The organism is Colwellia sp. 1_MG-2023 (assembly GCF_030546755.1).
GTDB lineage: Bacteria > Pseudomonadota > Gammaproteobacteria > Enterobacterales > Alteromonadaceae > Thalassotalea_H.
Genome location: NZ_JAUOPE010000003.1, coordinates 280,647 through 300,103, shown reverse-complemented (window position 1 = coordinate 300,103; position 19,457 = coordinate 280,647). Strand labels below are relative to the sequence as shown.

Sequence of the window (19,457 nt, the reverse complement as noted above, 5' to 3'; positions counted from 1 at the left end):
CGTCCTTCAAAAAAGGAAAACACTATGCAACGCACAACAATAAAACTGTGGTTTGTTGGAACCGTAATGTTTACAGCATTAACCGCCTGTCAAAGCACACATACAAATAACAACGAAAATACTGCTTTAACTAATCCGTTAACACTTGAACGTATTTATAAAGATAGAGAATTTAGCTCAGAAAGCATTGGTAGAATTCGTTGGTTAGCTGATGGTAGTGGCTATACTGCCATAGAAAAATCAGCAACCACAAAAGCTGATGATAATGGCAAAGAGCAAAGTATTGGCAAAGATATTGTCGTTTATGATCCTGAAACATTGGCTCGAAAAGTATTAGTGAGTGCTGAACAATTAACGCCAGAAGGTGCAGAAAAACCGTTATCGATTGACAACTACATTTGGTCAGACGATCGTAAACAATTGCTCATCTATACGAATAGCAAAAAAGTATGGCGCTCTAACAGCCGTGGTGATTACTGGGTTTTAAATTTAGCTAATCACACTTTAAAACAATTAGGCGGTGAAAGCGTTAAAGCAAGTTCATTGATGTTTGCAAAGTTTTCTCCTGGTGCCACAAAAGTTGCTTATGTGGTAGACAATAACATTTATCTCGAAAATTTAGCCTCAACAAAAATCACTCAATTAACTCATGATGCAGGTAACGGTATCATTAACGGACTATTTGATTGGGTTTATGAAGAAGAATTTGGCATTCGTGACGGTTTCCGTTGGAGTCCTAACGGTGAAAAAATTGCTTATTGGCAGTTAGATACCAGTGGCAGTAAAGACTTTCACATGATCAACAATACCGACGAGTTATACCCAACTTTAGTGACATTTCCATACCCTAAAGTAGGCGAAACAAATGCATTAGCTAAAATTGGCGTGGTTGACTTATCCACACAAAAAACAACCTGGGCTGATCTGCCAAACAATTCACGTGAAATGTATATTCCACGCATGAACTGGTCTGGTAATAGTGAAGAAATACTTATTCAGCACCTTAACCGCAAGCAAGACAGAAATGCACTTTATTTAGCAAATGCTTCAACGGGTAAAGTGAATAAAATTTACACTGAAAAAGATGAGCATTTCTTAGATGGCATTACTGACGCGAAATGGATAAACAACGGCGATAATTTTATTTGGACCAGCGAAACGTCAGGTTGGAGACACTTTTATAGTATTTCTCGCGATGGTAAAACAAAACTAGATTTAACGCCTGGTGAGTTCGATACCGTTAGCTTGCAAGCAGTCGATGAAAAAGGCGGCTGGTTATATTACATTGCCTCTCCACAAGATATTGGTCAACGTTATTTATTCAGAAGTAAATTAGATGCATCAGTTGTTAATCAACAAATAACTCCAGAAAGCTTTGCCGGAAATAACAGTTATCAAATGTCTGATGATGGTCAATGGGCGATCCATTCTCATTCTACCTTTACGCAACCAACACAAAAACGCTTAGTAAAACTTGAAGGCCATCAAGAAAAACATATGATGATGGACAACAAACAGCTGATTGATAAACTCGCCACTTTAGCCCAACCTCAACATGAGTTTTTTCAAGTTGAAGCACAAGACGGATTAGTGCTTGATGGCTATATTATGCGCCCAGCGAACTTCGATGCGAGTAAGAAATATCCTATTATCTTCTACGTTTATGGTGAAGCGTGGGGACAAACAGTACAAGACAAATGGCGTGGCAGCTCATATTTATGGGATCAAATGTTGACGGAGCAAGGCTATATCGTTGCGTCAATCGATAATCGCGGTACTCGCGCACCAAAAGGTAGAGAGTGGCGTAAACAAGTATATGGCGCAGTTGGCGTATTATCATCACGTGATCAATCCGACGCATTAAAGGCCATGGCGCAACGTTGGAAGTATATTGATACCGACAGAGTCGGAATTTGGGGACATTCAGGTGGTGGGTCGATGACCTTAAATATGATGTTCCGTTACCCAGAACAATATCATGTTGGTATTGCATTAGCGCCAGTACCTGATCAGCGCTTATACGATACTATTTATCAAGAACGATACTCTGGTATTTTAGCGGATAATGAAGAAGGCTATAAGCAAGGCTCACCAATTACCCATGCTAAAAACTTACAAGGCAACTTATTATTAATTCATGGTACCGGTGACGATAATGTGCATTATCAAGGCTCAGAAAGATTGATCAATGAACTTGTGAAGCACAATAAGCAATTTCAATTTATGTCATACCCAAATCGTTCTCACAGTTTACGGGAAGGCAAAGGTACTACCCTTCATTTACAAGGCATGAAAACCGAATACTTTGATCGCTATTTAAAAAATAGAAAAACTCAATAACTTTTGTTTTTATATGATTGTTATCGAAAGCCTGCATTTGCAGGCTTTTTTATGGATAACCGTTTAAGCTCAGTCTGCAGTTATCGGATAGTTTCATCAACAAACAATAAATAAATGGTCAAATGTACTGAGAATTAGTTTATTTAACATCGCTTGATGAACAGGAAAAACATAATCTATTGAAAATTAGAAAGAAAATAAATGGTTTTGTTTTTGCACTGTATTTATTAAACGAAAAAATATGCAAAGAGGTAACAATGCGAGATATAAATTCCACGACAACTAAAAACTGGAAAAACACGAGTGTATGGATGCGCGGTATATTTATGATTTTATTCGGATTTATTGGCGGTTTTGCACGTTTTATCATCACACTTATCGCAATATTCCAATTTTTCTCGTTGCTATTAACAAGAAAACCAAATTCAGGATTAAAATTACTAGGTAAAAACTTAAACAATTACATCTACCAAATTAACGAGTTTTTAACCGCTAACTCAGACACTTACCCTTTCCCTTTAAGCGGTTGGCCAGAAGATAAATCTGTGTATAAATATTCCTCAAGAAGTTAAATAGACTTAAAACAAAAAAGCTCACTATTGAGTGAGCTTTTCAAAAAATATCATTAAGCACTTTTACGCAGTAAAAATATTTCAGAACAAGGCATTGTAATCGACGCATAGTGTTTCTTATGCGAGTGCAACAAAAACGAAGTTATCAAAGCTTTTAACCAGTAAAAATATTATTTACTCGCGCGTGAAACGTAGTCACCCGTACGTGTATCTACTTTTACTACTTCACCAATTTGAACAAATAATGGAACTCGAATAACCGCACCTGTAGCCAAAGTAGCTGGTTTGCCACCTGTACCAGCCGTGTCACCTTTAAGGCCAGGATCTGTTTCAGTGATTTCAATTTCAACAAAATTAGGTGGATCTACCGAAATAGGATTACCATTCCAGAAGGTAATCGTACAAAGATCTCCTTCAACTAACCATTTTGCATTATCACCAATCGCTTTTTCGTCAGCTGCCACTTGCTCAAAAGTGTCATTATTCATAAAATGCCAAAACTCGCCATCGGCATATAAATAACCAAGTTCAGAATCCATCACATCGGCGCCTTCACATGAATCGCCCGATTTAAATGTTTTTTCAAGCACTTTGCCTGAAATAAGTTTACGGATTTTTACACGGTTAAACGCTTGGCCTTTACCCGGTTTTACAATTTCGTTATCTAAAATGTTACATGGTTCGCCATCGATCATAAGTTTAAGACCGTTTTTGAACTGATTAGTACTGTAGTTCGCCATAAGAGTGTTCTCTTTTTATTAACGCAGAGAGTTAAATGTTGAAAATAGAAATGCCGCAAATAATACCTCAAATTCACGATAATTTGCACACTTCTTGGCAAAAAGAATTATCAAATGTGGTTACTGATCCAGAAAAGCTACTGGAAGCTGTCAATATATGCCCAGAAAATTACCGCGCGCACTTTAATGCCCGAAAATTATTTCCGGTTAGAGTGCCTCAACCATTTATCGCACGCATGAAAAAAGGCGATATTAATGATCCTTTGTTAAAACAAGTCATGCCATTATCTAATGAGTTTATTACTACTGACGGTTTTACTCATGATCCCTTAGAAGAGCATGACTCTGTCGCTGAAGGTTTATTACATAAATACAAGCACCGAGTATTAATGATCGTAAAAGCGGGATGTGCTATTAATTGCCGTTACTGTTTTCGTCGTCATTTTCCTTATCAAGATAACAGCCCAAACAAACAACGTTGGCAGGAAGCGTTAACTTATATTGAGCAACATCATGAAATTAATGAAGTCATTTTTAGTGGTGGCGACCCATTAATGGCCAGTGATGAACATTTAACATGGCTAATACAGAAACTTGAAAAAATTCCTCACATTACACGATTACGCATTCATACTCGTATGGCGATAGTTATCCCTCAGCGAATAACTCAAGGTTTAGTGAGGTTACTTAGTGAAACCCGCTTAAAGCCAACTGTTGTTTTTCATATCAACCATAAAAATGAAATTGATCAACAGGTAATAAAAGCGATTGAGCCACTTCGCGCCGCTCGTATTCCTTTATTGAATCAAAGCGTTTTACTTAAAACGGTAAACGATAATGCAAAAGATTTATGCCAACTAAGCGAAACATTATTTGATAACGGCATCATACCTTACTATTTACATTTATTTGATAAGGTTCAAGGTGTTGCACATTTTGATACGGATGACATCTCAGCAAAAATCATCATTAAAGAAATGATGGCAACCTTACCCGGTTTTTTAATGCCAAAAGTTGTCAGAGAAATTGCAGGTGAAGCTAACAAAACACCGTTCAATTTGGCATAATAGCGCGATTAAAAATATCAGTTAATATTTTAGGTAAGATTGAAAATTATGAGTGCTACAGTAAGTCAACAATTGGTAGAAAATGTTTCTATCATCTTAAAAAAATCATTAGCCGCCGATGCGACATTAAGTGATTTACGTGAGAAGAACCAAGCCGGTTTTGAAGCTATTTTTACAAAAGATGCTGGCTTTACTTGCTCAGCCAACACCTTTCAACCATACGTTGAAGAAGTGGCAAACGATTTAGTGTTTTGGCAAAAAACCTCAGATCAAGCGACCTTAATTGCCATGGTGAAAAAAATTGAACAGCTTTTTACTGTTTTAGGAAATTTTGAACAAAGTTATACGGCTTAAAACGACAAAATTTCACAGCTTTGATAAAAAAAGCCGAAACTATTTTCGGCTTTTAATGGCTATATTGATGACTCAAACTCAGTCGAGCAATACTGGCTTATTGTAAGAATGTTTTTTCAAACCAACCATCTAACATTCTTTTTTCATAACCTAAACTATCTTGATTATAACGAAGATTTGAGCCCATCATAAAACTCATATCTTTTAGGTTAACATCGCCTGAAGACAGCTCGTTTTTACCACTATCAACCACTTTATACGAAAACTTAATACGCGGGAAAAATATATCTTTAATAACACGGATTCTTCGCATGTTTTGATGTACATCACCGGCTAAGTCAACATCTTGAACATCAATGAATAATGTTTGTCCTTCAGGTAGCTTTTGGGCTAACGAAGTAAAGTGCTCTTCAAAGTTAGCAAAAACATGCGCTTTAAATTTTGCGCGGTGGCCATTGCCCGCATCAACATCTCGGTATTTATCAGGATTCGACCACGTCACTTCACTGGTTGCTGCTGACGATATAAAAGTTAAAAACAATGAACTTACTGCGATCAAGATCACACTCAAATTTTTCATCTTATTCTCCTTTTAATGACTTTTCTAAAGTACTAATCTAGTAGACCGAATATCTCTCTAAAAGGTCCATTTAATTGTACACCATTTAATACTCTGAAAAATATACCTTACGCAATTGGCTTGAATAATTTAATTACACTCTATTGTTCAGACTTAAATTTTCAATTTACGATTAATCATTTAAGTTTCTATTAATACCAATAATCGCCTAATACTTAATGATACTGCAGTTGATAAAATGAATTAAAAACGCATTTGTTAAATGCTGATATAAAAGTTACCTAAAGCTCTACAATGTTGACGTATTCATTATCGATAACCTGGTATTATTACCAATGCCACCCTATCAAAACGTCTCACCTTGTTTTCAGGAAATCTAGATATTGCATAATTTTCTCTTTAATTTGGAAGTTTTATTCGTTGCTTTCATAGCGATTTAATTACTTTTTGAGTGAAAAAATCTCTTGGCTAGCAGTGAAAAAACACCCTAAACCTTTAATTATCAATAGAGTGTATTTGATATAAGGTTAATTTAAACGATCTGATTTTATCTACTTATGAACTTACATTCGATTATAGGTAAACAATAAACAGCAATGCATAGCAATCCGTCCTTCAAAACACTGAACCGTTCATTTTTAACAACAAACCCATGAATACAATTCATAGCTAGATGAATTAATACCATTTTTATTCATAAAATTAATCAAGTATAAAATACCTACACCTGAACGCTAGACAAGATCACCACTCCCCCTTAGAGGAATTGTTAGCGTGAAATCAATAGGACCCTAATAGAAGTTTAATTAGAGAAATAGATTTGAGCTTTTTATACAAAATTGGATAACGGATCACCATGAAAAATATTACATTTACTATTAAGAACATGCTTCTTAATGAAAACTATCAACCTTCAGAAAGTACGCGTATTACCACCAACTTTGCTAATTTAGCCAGAGGTGAATGCCGACAACAAAACTTAAGTAACGCTTTAAAGATGATCGACAATAGCTTTAATGCGTTAGCGTATTGGGATAACCCCAAAGGCGATCGTTATCGTGTTGAACTTGAAATTATTTCAGTTGATATGGATATTGTGGGGAGTGGTCATGCTTTCCCATCAATTGAAGTATTGAAAACCAATATTGTTGATCACCAAACAAACGAACGCATTGAAGGCATTGTCGGCAATAATTTTTCATCGTATGTCCGAGATTATGATTTTAGTGTATTACTTAGTGAATATAACAAAGGGCAATCCAAGTTTAGCATTCCAGATAATTTTGGCGTGCTTCATGGAAAGCTTTTTAAACATTTTGTTTATTCAGATACTTATAAACAGCATTTTAAAAAACCACCGGTGATCTGTTTAAGTGTTTCAGATAACAAGACTTATTATAGAACTCAAAACCAACATCCTGTATTAGGCGTTGAATATCAACCTAACGAATCTTCTTTAACAGAAAAATATTTCAAAAGAATGGGCTTAGAGGTTCGTTATTTTATGCCGCTGAATAGCGTTGCGCCTTTGGCTTTCTTTTACTTCGGCGACTTACTGAATGATTACAGTAACCTTGAGTTGATAAGTACTATCAGCACGATGGAAACGTTTCAAAAAATTTACCGACCTGAAATTTATAATGCAAATGCGGTTGCAGGAAATTGCTATCAACCCAGTTTAAAAAACCAAGATCACTCAATAACTCAAATTGTGTATGACCGAGAAGAGCGTAACAAGTTGTCGATTAAACAAGGAAGATTTGCTGAAAAGCACTTCATCAAGCCATATCAAACAGTGCTTGAGCAGTGGTCTGCTCATTACGCACTTTAATTAACACTAAGGGAAAGCAGTATTTACCATGAACACACCTATTATAAACACACTATTACCTACTTCAACGGCAGGCAGTTTACCTAAGCCTTCGTGGCTTGCAAAACCAGAAACCCTTTGGTCGCCTTGGAAACTGCAAGGGGAAGAATTAATAGAAGGCAAACAAGATGCGCTACTGCTGTCATTACATGAACAACATCAAGCGGGAATCGATATTGTCAGTGACGGTGAACAAACACGCCAACACTTTGTTACTACCTTTATTGAACACCTAACTGGCGTTGATTTTGAAAATCGAAAAACCGTTAAAATTCGTGACCGATATAATGCAAGTGTGCCTACTGTGGTTGGTGCAGTTTCTCGACCCAAACCTGTTTTTGTTGAGGAGGCAAAATTTTTACGTCAACACACCAATAAACCAATTAAATGGACGTTACCGGGTCCAATGACAATGATAGATACTCTCTATGATGACCATTTTAAAAGTCGTAAAAAGCTAGCATGGGAATTTGCTAAAATACTCAATCAAGAAGCTAAAGAATTAGCGTCAGTGGGGGTTAATATTATCCAATTTGATGAACCTGCATTTAACGTGTTTTTTGATGAGGTTAATGACTGGGGCATTGCTTGTTTAGAGAGAGCCATTGAGGGGCTTAAATGTGAAACGGCTGTCCATATTTGCTATGGCTATGGCATAAAAGCCAATACAGATTGGAAAAAAACGCTGGGCGCTGAATGGCGACAATATGAAGAAATTTTGCCAAAGCTACAAAAGTCGACTATCGATAGGATTTCGCTTGAGTGTCATAATTCGCACGTTCCAATTGAACTACTTGAACTTGTTCGAGGTAAAAAAGTGATGGTTGGAGCGATTGATGTAGCAACCAATAATATTGAAACCCCAGCGGAAGTTGCCAATACGTTACGAAAAGCGCTTAAGTATGTTGATGCGGATAAACTCTACCCGTGCACCAACTGTGGCATGGCTCCATTACCTCGTCAGGTTGCCAATGGTAAATTAAATGCGTTAAGTGCTGGCGCAGAGATAATCCGAAAAGAACTATCGGCGTCGTCATAGACGCCAAAAACTAACAGACGTAAACTTATAAAAAAAGCTGCATCAACATTCTTAGCCCCGTAAATAACAATACAAGCGCAAAGATTTTTTTCAGTTTAACCGAGTCTAATTTTGCTGCCAAAAAGACTCCTAAAGGTGCAAATAATACCGTTAGTGGCACAATACAAATGAAAGCGATTAAGTTAACCAAGCCAAATGTACCCGCAGGAGCATCAACGGGTGTGCTGCCAAATGCTAACAGGGTTAGCGCCCCTGGTAAGGAAATGATTAATCCTATAGCTGCAGCTGTACCAACGGCCTTATGCGTGGGGTAATTATATAAAGTAAGCAGTGGTACAGAAATAGTGCCGCCGCCTATCCCTACCATTGAACTGAAAAAACCAATGGATGTCGCCATAACAATTTGTCCTGCTGGTACAGGCAATTGTTGATATAACGCCGATTGACCATTTTTAAATAGCATATTAAGCGCTGATAAACTGGCAATAATACCAAATAACGTAGTAAGCATAGTGCCTTCAATACGAGTCACTAACCAACTGCCAACCAATACACCGATAAGAATAAATACCGCCCAACGCTTAAGGAGGTCAAAATCAACATTTCCTTTTTGATTGTGCGAACGAATAGAACTAATAGAGGTAGGTACGATGATGGCTAGCGAGGTTGCGGTAGCAATTAGCATTGCAGAATCTGGTGAAACACCAAAGGTCTGGAAGACAAAAAATAGTACAGGGACGATTACAATACCGCCTCCTACTCCTAACAAGCCGGCTAAAATTCCTGCAAATATTCCTGTGGCAACCATCGCCAAAAAGGATGATAAATTATTTATGATAAATTCTATGATATTCATTACTACTTTTGTTTTAATCATCGACAAAGTCCGCTTGTCTCTAGTACTCAAGAATTTGCAACTCAGTTGTTCTCTCTTTTAAAAGAGTGGCAACGTCATTGTTACCTGCAAACAATTTTTGCCATACCTAATGGGAAATTATTTTCATGATTTTTCGTTACTATTTAGTTCATTATAAATACACTTAATCAATGAATAAAAATGATATAACTTCATCAATTAATGATTAGAATTCATCAATAAAAATTAAACAGGAGATTACTGGTGTTAGAAAGGATTCATTTAGAAATATTCACGGCAATTAAAGAGCATGGCACCCTAACTAAAGCGGCTAATTCGTTACACTTATCTCAATCAGCGTTAAGTCACAGTATTAAAAAACTAGAAGGGCAATTGTCTACTCAGTTATGGAAAAAAGATGGTCGAAGCTTACGTCTCACAACAGCAGGTGAACGTATACAAACACTTGCTGACAGAGTGTTGCCGCAGTTTTCACACACGGAATTATTATTAAATCAAATTTCGAAAGGAGAGATGGGAGCATTACGAATAGGCATGGAGTGTCATCCATGTTATCAATGGCTACTCAGAGTAATACAGCCTTATTTAGCGCACTGGCCTGACATTGATATGGATGTGAAGCAAGAGTTTCAGTTTGGCGCTTTAGGGGCATTACTTAGTTACGAAATAGACGTACTTATTACACCTGACCCACTTTTTGTTCCTAAAGTAGATTACATCCCCGTTTTTGAATATGAGCATAGGCTCGTCGTTTCTCAATCTCACAAACTAGCACAACTAGACTTTATCTTACCGGAGCAACTTAGCGATGAAAGTCTATTTAGCTATCCTGTAGAACCACTTAGACTTGATATTTTTAGCCAATTTCTTAACCCAGCAAAGTGTTCAGTCAAGAAACATAAATATATTGAAACAACGGAAATCATGCTACAGATGGTCGCCGCTGGCAGGGGTATTTGTGCTCTGCCCGGCTGGCTAGTAGATGAATACTCTAAATCAATGCCTATCAAAAGTATTCGCTTTGGAGAGCAAGGAATTAATAAACAAATATTCATCGGTATACGTAAAGACGAACAAAAACTTGATTATTTAAGTGATTTTATTGCCCAAGCTAAAAAAACAAAATGATCAAAAAATAACGAATTTTAATGTTTCTTAAACAAGTCATGAAGAAACGCAGTATTTAACGATTTAGACTAGATAATCTCTTACATATTCTTGCTCTCTTAATAACAAAAAAACCTGCCGAAGCAGGTTTTTATCGTTAAGCGTTAAGTAGCTAATACTATTTATGCGCCGAATAAATCATGTTAGAACAAGGTACTTCACAACGACGTCTAGTGTTTCTTAAACGAGTTGTGAAGAAACGCAGTATTTAACGATTTACAGCAGATGATCACTTACATATTCTTGCCCTCTTAATAACAAAAAAACCTGCCGAAGCAGGTTTTTATCGTTAAGCGTTAAGTAGCTAATATTATTTATGCGCCGAATAAATCATGTTAGAACAAGGCACTTCACAACGACGTTTAGTGTTTCTTAAACGAGTTGTGAAGTAACGAAGTTATCACTGATTTAGACAAGCATGAATTACATCATGCTGCCCATATACAATCTAAACAACTGATAAAGCATTAAAAAATATAAAACAAAGAATGGGATACCCCATTTTATACCCCCTATCAATTAAGGTGCTTAGTTAAATATCTGAAACTTAATGATATAACATGCTTATTAAAAGTAGGTATCTTTGTTCACCATTATTCCAGTACAGAACCTAAATTGGTTGCGAATGACTACCTTCTTAGCCACTAAGGCAGTCATTAAGGTGAATTGTAATACAAATAATTGCTTCAAGATTGAAATATTTGTCATATTCAGTAGTAAGGAAAACCCGATTCCCGCTTGAAGACAAGCACTATTGGTACTGTTAAGCAGGTAAATGTCAAAATTCCTATAAAGATAACTGACAATCTATTTTTTAATAAGCAATTTCATTGTTAGTGGCATAACGACATAGGAAATTATCGGCACGATAACCGCCACAACAATGCATACTTCTAGTAGCTTGTTAGTTGGTAGGTAAGGTTGCAACCATGCAGGTATAAAATAGACTAGCGGAACCAAGGCCAAGTAATTGATTAATGCTAATAAGTGTTTGTTTGGTACTTTCATTAATTGTTCCTCATTAGGTACCATGCAAAGCTAGTGCCTTACATGGTAGATATTTTCTAGCTCTGTGGTTGATTAGCTTGCAAAAAACTATTATATACCCAGCGGTAAGAAGTGTGCTGTCCTAAAACACCACCAAGTTCCATGCCTTTTTCACTGCGCCAATCGTCCATGACTTCTGCTAATACCGATGCCCAAGTAGCGACTTTCACGCCTGCTTGCGTCATTCGATGAATAGCTGCGTCAGCAACAGATTTATTCCAAGTACCAGAAGCATCAACAACAGCGTAAACATCATACCCTTCCGCCACGGCTGAAATTGCAGGGAACATCAAACAAACATCGGTCACAATCCCTGCCATAATTATTTTTTTACGACCCGTTGCTTCAATTGCTTTTTTGAATTCAGGGCTTTTCCACGCATTTATTTCACCAGCGCGTTCAATAATGTCGTCGCCTAATATCTCTGTAATTTCAGGCATTATTGGACCATTAGGGCCATCTGGCATACTTGCTGTTATAATTGTTGGCATACCAACAGTTTTTGCCAGAAAACATAAACCTTTGATATTTTCAGTCATCAAATGTGGATCTTGATCACGGCAACTTACTAGCAATCCTGTTTGATGATCAATCATTGCTAATACTGCATTGTCAGTTGTTAACGTTTCTGTGAATTTATTCATGTTACATATCCTCTTTTACTTGGTTAATTTATGATACTTCGCTTACAACAACGATTTCGGCATCGCTATTAGTAGATATTTCAGTTTTATAGCTGCGTATTAAGTCGCCACCTTCAACGTTAAATGTATTATTTTCGTCAGAAAATTCAGCTTTTCCTTGGCTAACATAGGCAAGTATTTCGTGATCAAACTTGATGCTTTGACCTGCTGATAACCTGACTACATCTATAAGTGTTTTACTATCAAACGTTTCACTCTGATTTTTGTGACCACCGTAAATACGAGTAACGCCATTAGCTTTTAGAGTGTAATGTTTGTAATTTGCCGGTTGACCAGTCTCATCAGGTAATACCCATAGCTGCAACATGCGATTTTTGGTGTTGTCTGGGTTAATTTCATTATGCGAGAACCCTTCACTACCCGCCCTTTGAACCTGAACTTCACCAGCTTTTAAACTTTGTCCGTGTTCTAAAGATCCTTCATGACTTACCTGACCTTTCATCATGATTGATATAACATCTATTTCTTTATGCGGATGCATATGGGTTTCACCTTTCGGATTAAACTGCGCATCAGCAAGGTATACAAAGTTACCAATGCCATCGAATGTATTAGGTGCTTTTCTACTACCAAACACACGACGATCACTCACTAAACGGTGCTCTGTTAGCCCTGCAAAACCGCTCAACGGTAAAGACTTTTTACTTAGTACATTCATACCTTTCTCCGACTATTAAAAATTGTTCATTGCTTTATGCAAACAATGATAGTCCTGAGTTACTGTTCAATAAATACCTAAAAAGTGATAAGATAATTTCATTTTTAACAACAGTGGTTGTTTCTGTGGAACATGATTTAAATGATATGATGGTTTTTTTAGCTGTTGTAGAAATGGGTAGCTTTACCCTTGCTGCTGAAAGATTGGGCATACCTAAAGCGAATGTAAGCCGTAAAGTATCACGCTTAGAGCAAAAGCTAGATATTACCTTGCTCGAACGCTCCACACGGTCTCAACATTTAACAGAAGCAGGAAAACGTTATTTAATTCATTGTAAACGTGTACATGAAGAGCTAGATCTAGCGACAGCTTGTGTTTCTGAGTTGCAGCATAGCTATAAAGGCAATTTAAAAGTTGGGGCTTCAGTTGCGACAGGGCAACACATTTTAAGACCTTCTTTGGCTAAATTTATGCTTCAATACCCGGACATAACGATACAACTTAATTTGATTAATAAGCGAATAGACTTCATTGAAGAAGGATTTGATGTGGTGATTCGTATTGGAAAGTTGCATGATTCTCTATTGATTGCTAAAAAATTAGGCACCGTTACACGAAGATTATTCGCAAGCCCTGAATATATTGCTAAACATGGAAAACCTTTAACAATCGAACTGTTAACTCAACACCAATTGCTCATAATGAATCCAGTTAATAATGATGCGAAGTTAACACTAGTTTCTACGAAAAATGAAGAGCACACGATAAACTGTAAACCACGTTTATTAGTAAATGATTTTCCAGTGCTTAAACAAACAATAATTGATGGAGTTGGTATAGGCGTGTTACCTGAATATCTAGCTCGAGACGAAGTTGCGTCAGGACAGCTAGTCATACTTTTACCTGATTGGAGCATGATGAATATAGATATTTATGCTTTATACCCTCGAAATCGAGCCAAGATACCAAAAGTTAAAGCCTTCTTGGAATTCGTAACCAAACTTTATGACGATGCATTGAAGTAAGTAACAAGACTAATTCAATGCTGAAGCAATGCGCTTGCTTATTTCTATTTTGAGTGTAACGGAGAGAGCAATTTTCGTAATAAGCTTATTCAGCCATCTTTGCATAGTAAAAACAATTACATTTTATCGTTACTTCATATGAATAATCTAATTAGTCCATTTAATACCTAGTTTAGGCTAATGGTTAACGTACATCGAATAGTAACGATTATCATAAACTTAAAGATGGGTGTTAAGCTTGGCTAGAAGAGAGATATCGTTTTGTCCGAATTAATACATAATAGCAATGTTATTAGATATTGATAAGGAGTAATAAAAAAGCCTGAACATCACTATTCAGGCTTTCGTTTAAATGGTTAGAGCTACAGTAATAGATTTAAAACCCACTACATCATGCCACCCATACCGCCCATACCACCCATGCCGCCCATATCAGGCATTGCAGGTGCTGCTGAGTCAGGAGCTGGTGCGTCTGTGATCATCGCTTCAGTTGTTAACATTAAGCCTGCTACCGATGCAGCAAATTGTAATGCCGAGCGAGTTACTTTAGTTGGGTCTAAGATACCCATATCTAACATATCGCCATAAGTGCTATTGCCAGCATTGTAACCGTAGTTACCTGTACCGCCATTACGAACTTCGTTTAATACTACAGAAGCTTCGTCACCTGAGTTAGTCGCGATTTGACGTAAAGGTGCAGACATTGCACGAATTGCTACATTAATACCGTGTGTTTGATCTTCATTATCGCCTTCAAGATCTTTAATCGCGTCAGCTGCGCGAACTAATGCAACACCACCACCGGCAACAACACCTTCTTCAACGGCTGCGCGAGTTGCATGCAATGCATCTTCAACACGTGCTTTTTTCTCTTTCATTTCAACTTCAGTAGCTGCACCAATTTTAATTACGGCAACACCGCCAGCTAATTTAGCCAGACGCTCTTGTAATTTTTCTTTGTCGTAATCTGAAGAAGACTCTTCGATTTGGCCACGAATTTGTGCAACACGCGCTTGAATGTCAGCTTCTTCACCAATGCCGTCGATAATCGTAGTATTGTCTTTAGAAATAACAACACGTTTTGCTTGACCTAAATCTTCTAACGTTGCTTTTTCTAATTCCATACCGATTTCTTCAGAAATCACAGTACCAGCCGTTAATGTTGCGATGTCTTGTAACATGGCTTTACGACGGTCACCAAAACCAGGTGCTTTAACAGCGGCAACTTTCACAATACCACGCATGTTGTTTACGACTAATGTTGCAAGTGCTTCACCTTCAACGTCTTCAGCAATAATTAATAGTGGCTTACCCGCTTTAGCAACACCTTCAAGCGTTGTTAATAGTTCACGGATATTTGATACTTTTTTATCTACTAATAAAATGAATGGGTTTTCTAATTCAACACTGCCACTTTCTTGATTGTTGATGAAATATGGTGATAAGTACCCACGGTCAAATTGCATACCTTCAACCACGTCTAATTCGTCAGTTAACGCTTGACCTTCTTCAACAGTAATAACACCTTCAGTGCCTACTTTATCCATAGCTGTTGCAATGATTTTACCAACGGTTTGATCAGAGTTAGCAGAAATAGTACCTACTTGTTCGATGGCTTTATTATCTGCACATTCTTGTGATGCACCTTTAAGCGCTTCAACAGCAGCGATTACTGCTTTGTCGATACCACGCTTAAGATCCATTGGATTCATACCCGCAGCAATTGATTTTAAGCCTTCATTAACAATTGCTTGTGCTAAAACAGTTGCCGTTGTAGTACCGTCACCGGCTTCATCATTGGCTTTAGAAGCAACTTCTTTCACCATTTGAGCGCCCATGTTTTCGAATTTATCTTCTAATTCGATTTCTTTCGCAACAGAAACACCATCTTTAGTGATCGTTGGACCACCAAATGATTTGTCTAATACTACATTACGGCCTTTAGGGCCTAAGGTTACTTTTACTGCATCAGCTAATACGTTAACGCCTTTCAGCATTTTTACGCGTGCGTCATTACCAAATAATACGTCTTTTGCCATTGTCTTAAATTCCTATATTCAAAATATTTATGAATTCTTTGCTTTAAGCTAGTTAGCTAGAGAGCAAAGAAAAAGCGCTGAGCTTACGATAGTAAGTGAGCACTTTTGTCGCTATAAAGCTTAAATAGCGACAAACTAAGTGATTAATTATTCTACGATAGCTAAAATATCTGCTTCGCTAAGAATCAATACTTCTTCACCGTCAATTTTTTCTGTTTTAACGCCGTATCCTTCATTGAAGATTACTTGATCGCCAACTTTAACGTCTAATGCACGTACTTCGCCGTTTTCTAAAATACGGCCGTTACCTACAGCTACAACTTCACCGCGCGTTGATTTTTCTGCAGCACTACCTGTTAATACAATACCGCCAGCAGACTTTGACTCTACTTCTTTACGCTTAATGATTACGCGATCATGTAATGGACGAATGCTCATTTATTTTCTCTCCGAGATGTTACTTAACTTAAAGGTTAAAATTAGGGTTATTAAAATATTGGGTTGTAAAAATACCTGTGAAAATAAGATGGGGCTTATTTAATACTTCACAAGCCCTAAATCGTATTTTTTTAATCTTTACGTTCAAACTCACCGTCTAAAGTGTGACCTTGATGTTTTTGTTCATCTAAATCATTCGTTTCATTGGTAAAAGGGTTTTGTTGATAAGATTGCGCATGAAAACCAAAACCTTGACCTGAAGCTACTGAAGCTGTTGTTATATGCTGTTGAACAGATTTGATTAATGCTTTTCGTATCTGTGGTACAAGTAAAGATAGTCCGAAAAAATCAGTGACAAAACCTGGCGTTACCAATAACACACCAGCTATCAATAATAAAAGGCCCGCCACTATTTCATCAGAAGGCATTTCACCTTGGGCCATTTTAGTTTGCACCGATTGTAATGTTGCTATGCCTTGCTGTTTGACATTTTTAGCACCTAGCCAAGCCGTAAAAATAACTATGCCAATGGTTGGCCACGCGCCTAATATGGCGCCAACATTCATCAGCACCATAATTTCAATGATAGGAACAATAATAAAAAGTAAAAATAAAACTCTAAACATAAAATTTCTCTTTCGATAGATGAAACAAATATGGGGTTGTTCAGGTCTTTTTCAAGCATGAAGCTTCAGCAGGGTCATTGCAATTTAAACTGCTTGTTGATTCAATAGCAAAAATGGCGTGTTTAGTTAGCTGTTTAGCTTAAATTAAGGAAATAACTTTCATGTATCAAATTGTGCTTTGTACTTGCCCAACGATGGGGTCTGCTAAAGAAATAGCGACACATTTAGTGCAACATAAATTGGCCGCTTGTATCAATATAGTTCCCAATGTAATGTCTATTTATCGTTGGCAAGACGTTATTGAACAAAGCGAAGAAATACAGTTATTGATAAAAACCGAGAGTGTTAAATTTGACATTGTGAGTAGTGAAATCAAACGCTTACATCCTTATGATACGCCTGAAGTTATCGCGCTGAACATCCAGCAGGGCGATACGCATTATTTAAACTGGATCAAAGAATCATTGAATTAACATTATGAATCAATTATCACGTGCCCTATTCGTGTTCGCGCTTTTATTTTTCACTCAGATGAGCTTTACAGCTGTTGCACAACAATCAATTTTTGACACTTCCTCATCTCTTTTTAGCAATGAAGATGAATTTTTAAAACCAGAACAAGCCTTTGTTTTTAATTTTGACCAAAAAGATAATCAAGTTGTTGTAACGTTCGACATTGCCGAAGGTTACTATTTATACAAAAAACAATTTAAATTCACCGCTGAAAATAGCGAAATTGCTGAAGTTAAATTGCCAATTGGTATTGACCATGAAGATGAGTTTTTTGGCAAACAACAAATATATAAAGGTGAGTTAGCTTTTACCGTACCTTTAACCTCAGTTTCGTCAAATGGACAGTTACATATTCGTTATCAAGGTTGTGCCGAGAAAGGCTTGTGTTTTCCACCGAACAGCCAAACGATCAGCTTAAGTAGCATCAATTCCAATAATTCCACGGTATTTTCTGCGCTTTCCCAATCAACAGAGAACTCGTCTAACTCGACTGTTGCTACTAACGCTGATACTGATGTCAGTGAACAACATGAGCTAGCGGCTATGTTAGCTGGCAACAATGTTTGGCTTACATTAATAGCCTTTTTTGTCGGCGGATTATTGTTGTCTTTTACGCCCTGCGTATTTCCAATGTACCCAATTTTAACGGGGATTATTGTCGGTCAAAAAGGCAAATTATCTACCAAAAAAGCTTTTAGCCTATCCTTCTTTTATGTGCAAGGTATGGCACTTACGTATACAGCATTAGGGATTGTCGTTGCCCTTGCTGGTGCAAAATTTCAAGCCATGTTTCAACACCCTTATGTATTAATAGCGTTAAGCATATTGTTCATCTTTTTAGCGCTTTCAATGTTTGGCTTATTTAACTTAGCGCTGCCAAGTAGCTGGCAAAACAAACTCAACAATATCAGCAATGGTCAAAAAGGCGGTTCATATTGGGGAGTGTTAATGATGGGCGCCATTTCAGGTTTAGTTGCCTCGCCTTGTACAACTGCGCCACTGACTGGGGCTTTGTTATACATTTCACAATCTGGCGACATCGCCTTAGGTGCTTCTGCGTTATATGCTTTGAGCCTAGGTATGGGGTTACCGTTATTAATTTTAGGCAGTTCAGGCGGGAAAATTTTACCTAAAGCAGGTAGTTGGATGAACGTCATCAAAAATATCTTTGGTTTACTGTTATTAGCCGTGCCTATTTTCTTATTAGAGCGTTTTATTCCTGCGATATTAACGCAAATATTATGGATAAATTTGTTATTAGCAAGTGCCACTTATTTTTATGTGGTAAATAAGGAAACCAAAACCAACTTTGCTTTTGGGGTGAGAAGTTTAATCATTTTCCTAATGATGTTCTATGGTGCTCAAAAAGCTTACCATTTAGTTCATCCTCAAACATCAAACACAGCCGTTGAACACTCAGAAAACACGTTTATTAAAGTTGCGTCTTTATCTGAATTGCAAGAGCAAATAAGCTTAGCAAATAGTCTCGGAAAAACCGTCATGGTTGACCTTTATGCTGACTGGTGTATTGCTTGTAAAGAGTTTGAAGAATACACCTTCCCTGATGCTGCAGTGCAACAGGCATTGTTGAACACCGTAATGATTCAAATAGATTTAACCGATATGGGCACAGATGAAAACGTCGAGTTTATGGGGCACTTTGAAGTATTTGGCTTGCCATCAATTTTATTCTTTGATTTGCAAGGAAATGAATTAACAACACAGCGTGTTACAGGCTTTATGTCTGCGGAGCCATTTGCCGCACATTTAAATGCTATTTTTTAGCCAGAAAAGTTTTTCA

The 19,457-nt window shown here is 37.2% G+C and carries 18 protein-coding genes; 10 read left to right on the top strand and 8 right to left on the bottom strand.

From position 1 onward, the window contains the following. Positions 1-24 precede the first annotated feature (24 nt). Complete coding sequence (locus Q4493_RS05150) at positions 25-2,340, top strand: DPP IV N-terminal domain-containing protein (protein ID WP_303449869.1); 2,316 nt, start codon at positions 25-27, stop codon at positions 2,338-2,340. 257 nt (positions 2,341-2,597) lie between these two features. Then, the gene (locus Q4493_RS05145; RefSeq protein ID WP_303449868.1) at positions 2,598-2,912 is read left to right on the top strand and encodes a DUF4389 domain-containing protein; all 315 of its coding nucleotides are present in this window, start codon (positions 2,598-2,600) and stop codon (positions 2,910-2,912) included. A gap of 170 nt (positions 2,913-3,082) precedes the next feature. On the opposite strand, the gene efp is transcribed toward Q4493_RS05145, so the two are convergent. Then, positions 3,083-3,652 carry an elongation factor P gene (gene efp / locus Q4493_RS05140; RefSeq protein ID WP_303449867.1) on the bottom strand — a complete coding sequence of 190 codons (570 nt, stop codon included), beginning with the start codon at positions 3,650-3,652 and terminating at the stop codon, positions 3,083-3,085. A gap of 50 nt (positions 3,653-3,702) precedes the next feature. Here efp and epmB point away from each other — a divergent pair, with 50 nt between their 5' ends. Together epmB and Q4493_RS05130 are read left to right on the top strand one after the other, a co-directional pair. Next, positions 3,703-4,719 carry an EF-P beta-lysylation protein EpmB gene (gene epmB, locus Q4493_RS05135; protein ID WP_303450002.1) on the top strand — a complete coding sequence of 339 codons (1,017 nt, stop codon included), beginning with the start codon at positions 3,703-3,705 and terminating at the stop codon, positions 4,717-4,719. Between the two features lie 48 nt (positions 4,720-4,767). Beyond that, positions 4,768-5,073: a hypothetical protein gene (locus tag Q4493_RS05130; protein ID WP_303449866.1), complete on the top strand. Its 306-nt coding sequence runs from the start codon at positions 4,768-4,770 to the stop codon at positions 5,071-5,073. Positions 5,074-5,170: 97 nt separating this feature from the next. Here the strand turns inward: Q4493_RS05130 and Q4493_RS05125 are convergent, their stop codons facing one another. Continuing rightward, the gene (locus Q4493_RS05125) at positions 5,171-5,653 is read right to left on the bottom strand and encodes a DUF3016 domain-containing protein (protein ID WP_303449865.1); all 483 of its coding nucleotides are present in this window, start codon (positions 5,651-5,653) and stop codon (positions 5,171-5,173) included. An 856-nt stretch (positions 5,654-6,509) separates the two neighbouring features. Here Q4493_RS05125 and Q4493_RS05120 point away from each other — a divergent pair. Together Q4493_RS05120 and Q4493_RS05115 are read left to right on the top strand one after the other, a co-directional pair. Next, positions 6,510-7,484, top strand: coding sequence for a DUF1852 domain-containing protein (locus tag Q4493_RS05120; RefSeq protein WP_303449863.1), 975 nt, complete (start codon positions 6,510-6,512; stop codon positions 7,482-7,484). 43 nt (positions 7,485-7,527) lie between these two features. Continuing rightward, positions 7,528-8,562, top strand: coding sequence for a methionine synthase (locus Q4493_RS05115; RefSeq protein ID WP_303449999.1), 1,035 nt, complete (start codon positions 7,528-7,530; stop codon positions 8,560-8,562). Positions 8,563-8,587: 25 nt separating this feature from the next. On the opposite strand, the gene Q4493_RS05110 is transcribed toward Q4493_RS05115, so the two are convergent. Further along, a complete protein-coding gene (locus Q4493_RS05110) occupies positions 8,588-9,418 on the bottom strand; it encodes a sulfite exporter TauE/SafE family protein (protein ID WP_303449996.1) in 831 nt (276 codons plus the stop codon). A 264-nt stretch (positions 9,419-9,682) separates the two neighbouring features. Here Q4493_RS05110 and Q4493_RS05105 point away from each other — a divergent pair, with 264 nt between their 5' ends. Beyond that, positions 9,683-10,567, top strand: coding sequence for a LysR family transcriptional regulator (locus tag Q4493_RS05105; RefSeq protein ID WP_303449862.1), 885 nt, complete (start codon positions 9,683-9,685; stop codon positions 10,565-10,567). Between the two features lie 1,103 nt (positions 10,568-11,670). Here the strand turns inward: Q4493_RS05105 and Q4493_RS05100 are convergent. Continuing rightward, entirely contained in the window at positions 11,671-12,297 is a 627-nt protein-coding gene (locus tag Q4493_RS05100; RefSeq protein WP_303449861.1) for an isochorismatase family protein, read from the bottom strand. A gap of 28 nt (positions 12,298-12,325) precedes the next feature. Further along, positions 12,326-13,015, bottom strand: coding sequence for a pirin family protein (locus Q4493_RS05095; protein WP_303449858.1), 690 nt, complete (start codon positions 13,013-13,015; stop codon positions 12,326-12,328). Between the two features lie 125 nt (positions 13,016-13,140). On the opposite strand from Q4493_RS05095, the gene Q4493_RS05090 reads away from it, so the two are divergent. After that, positions 13,141-14,040, top strand: a complete 900-nt coding sequence (locus Q4493_RS05090; protein ID WP_303449857.1) for a LysR family transcriptional regulator — start codon at positions 13,141-13,143, stop codon at positions 14,038-14,040. Positions 14,041-14,426: 386 nt separating this feature from the next. Here the strand turns inward: Q4493_RS05090 and groL are convergent, their stop codons facing one another. From groL to Q4493_RS05075, 3 genes are all read right to left on the bottom strand, one after another. Further along, complete coding sequence (gene groL / locus Q4493_RS05085) at positions 14,427-16,079, bottom strand: chaperonin GroEL (protein ID WP_303449856.1); 1,653 nt, start codon at positions 16,077-16,079, stop codon at positions 14,427-14,429. A gap of 147 nt (positions 16,080-16,226) precedes the next feature. Next, the gene (locus Q4493_RS05080; protein ID WP_169075117.1) at positions 16,227-16,517 is read right to left on the bottom strand and encodes a co-chaperone GroES; all 291 of its coding nucleotides are present in this window, start codon (positions 16,515-16,517) and stop codon (positions 16,227-16,229) included. Between the two features lie 131 nt (positions 16,518-16,648). Next, positions 16,649-17,143 carry an FxsA family protein gene (locus tag Q4493_RS05075; protein ID WP_303449854.1) on the bottom strand — a complete coding sequence of 165 codons (495 nt, stop codon included), beginning with the start codon at positions 17,141-17,143 and terminating at the stop codon, positions 16,649-16,651. Positions 17,144-17,304: 161 nt separating this feature from the next. Between Q4493_RS05075 and cutA the strand changes: the two genes are divergently transcribed. After that, complete coding sequence (cutA, locus tag Q4493_RS05070; RefSeq protein WP_303449852.1) at positions 17,305-17,616, top strand: divalent-cation tolerance protein CutA; 312 nt, start codon at positions 17,305-17,307, stop codon at positions 17,614-17,616. A gap of 4 nt (positions 17,617-17,620) precedes the next feature. Beyond that, positions 17,621-19,441: a protein-disulfide reductase DsbD gene (locus Q4493_RS05065; protein WP_303449851.1), complete on the top strand. Its 1,821-nt coding sequence runs from the start codon at positions 17,621-17,623 to the stop codon at positions 19,439-19,441. Positions 19,442-19,457 lie beyond the last annotated feature (16 nt).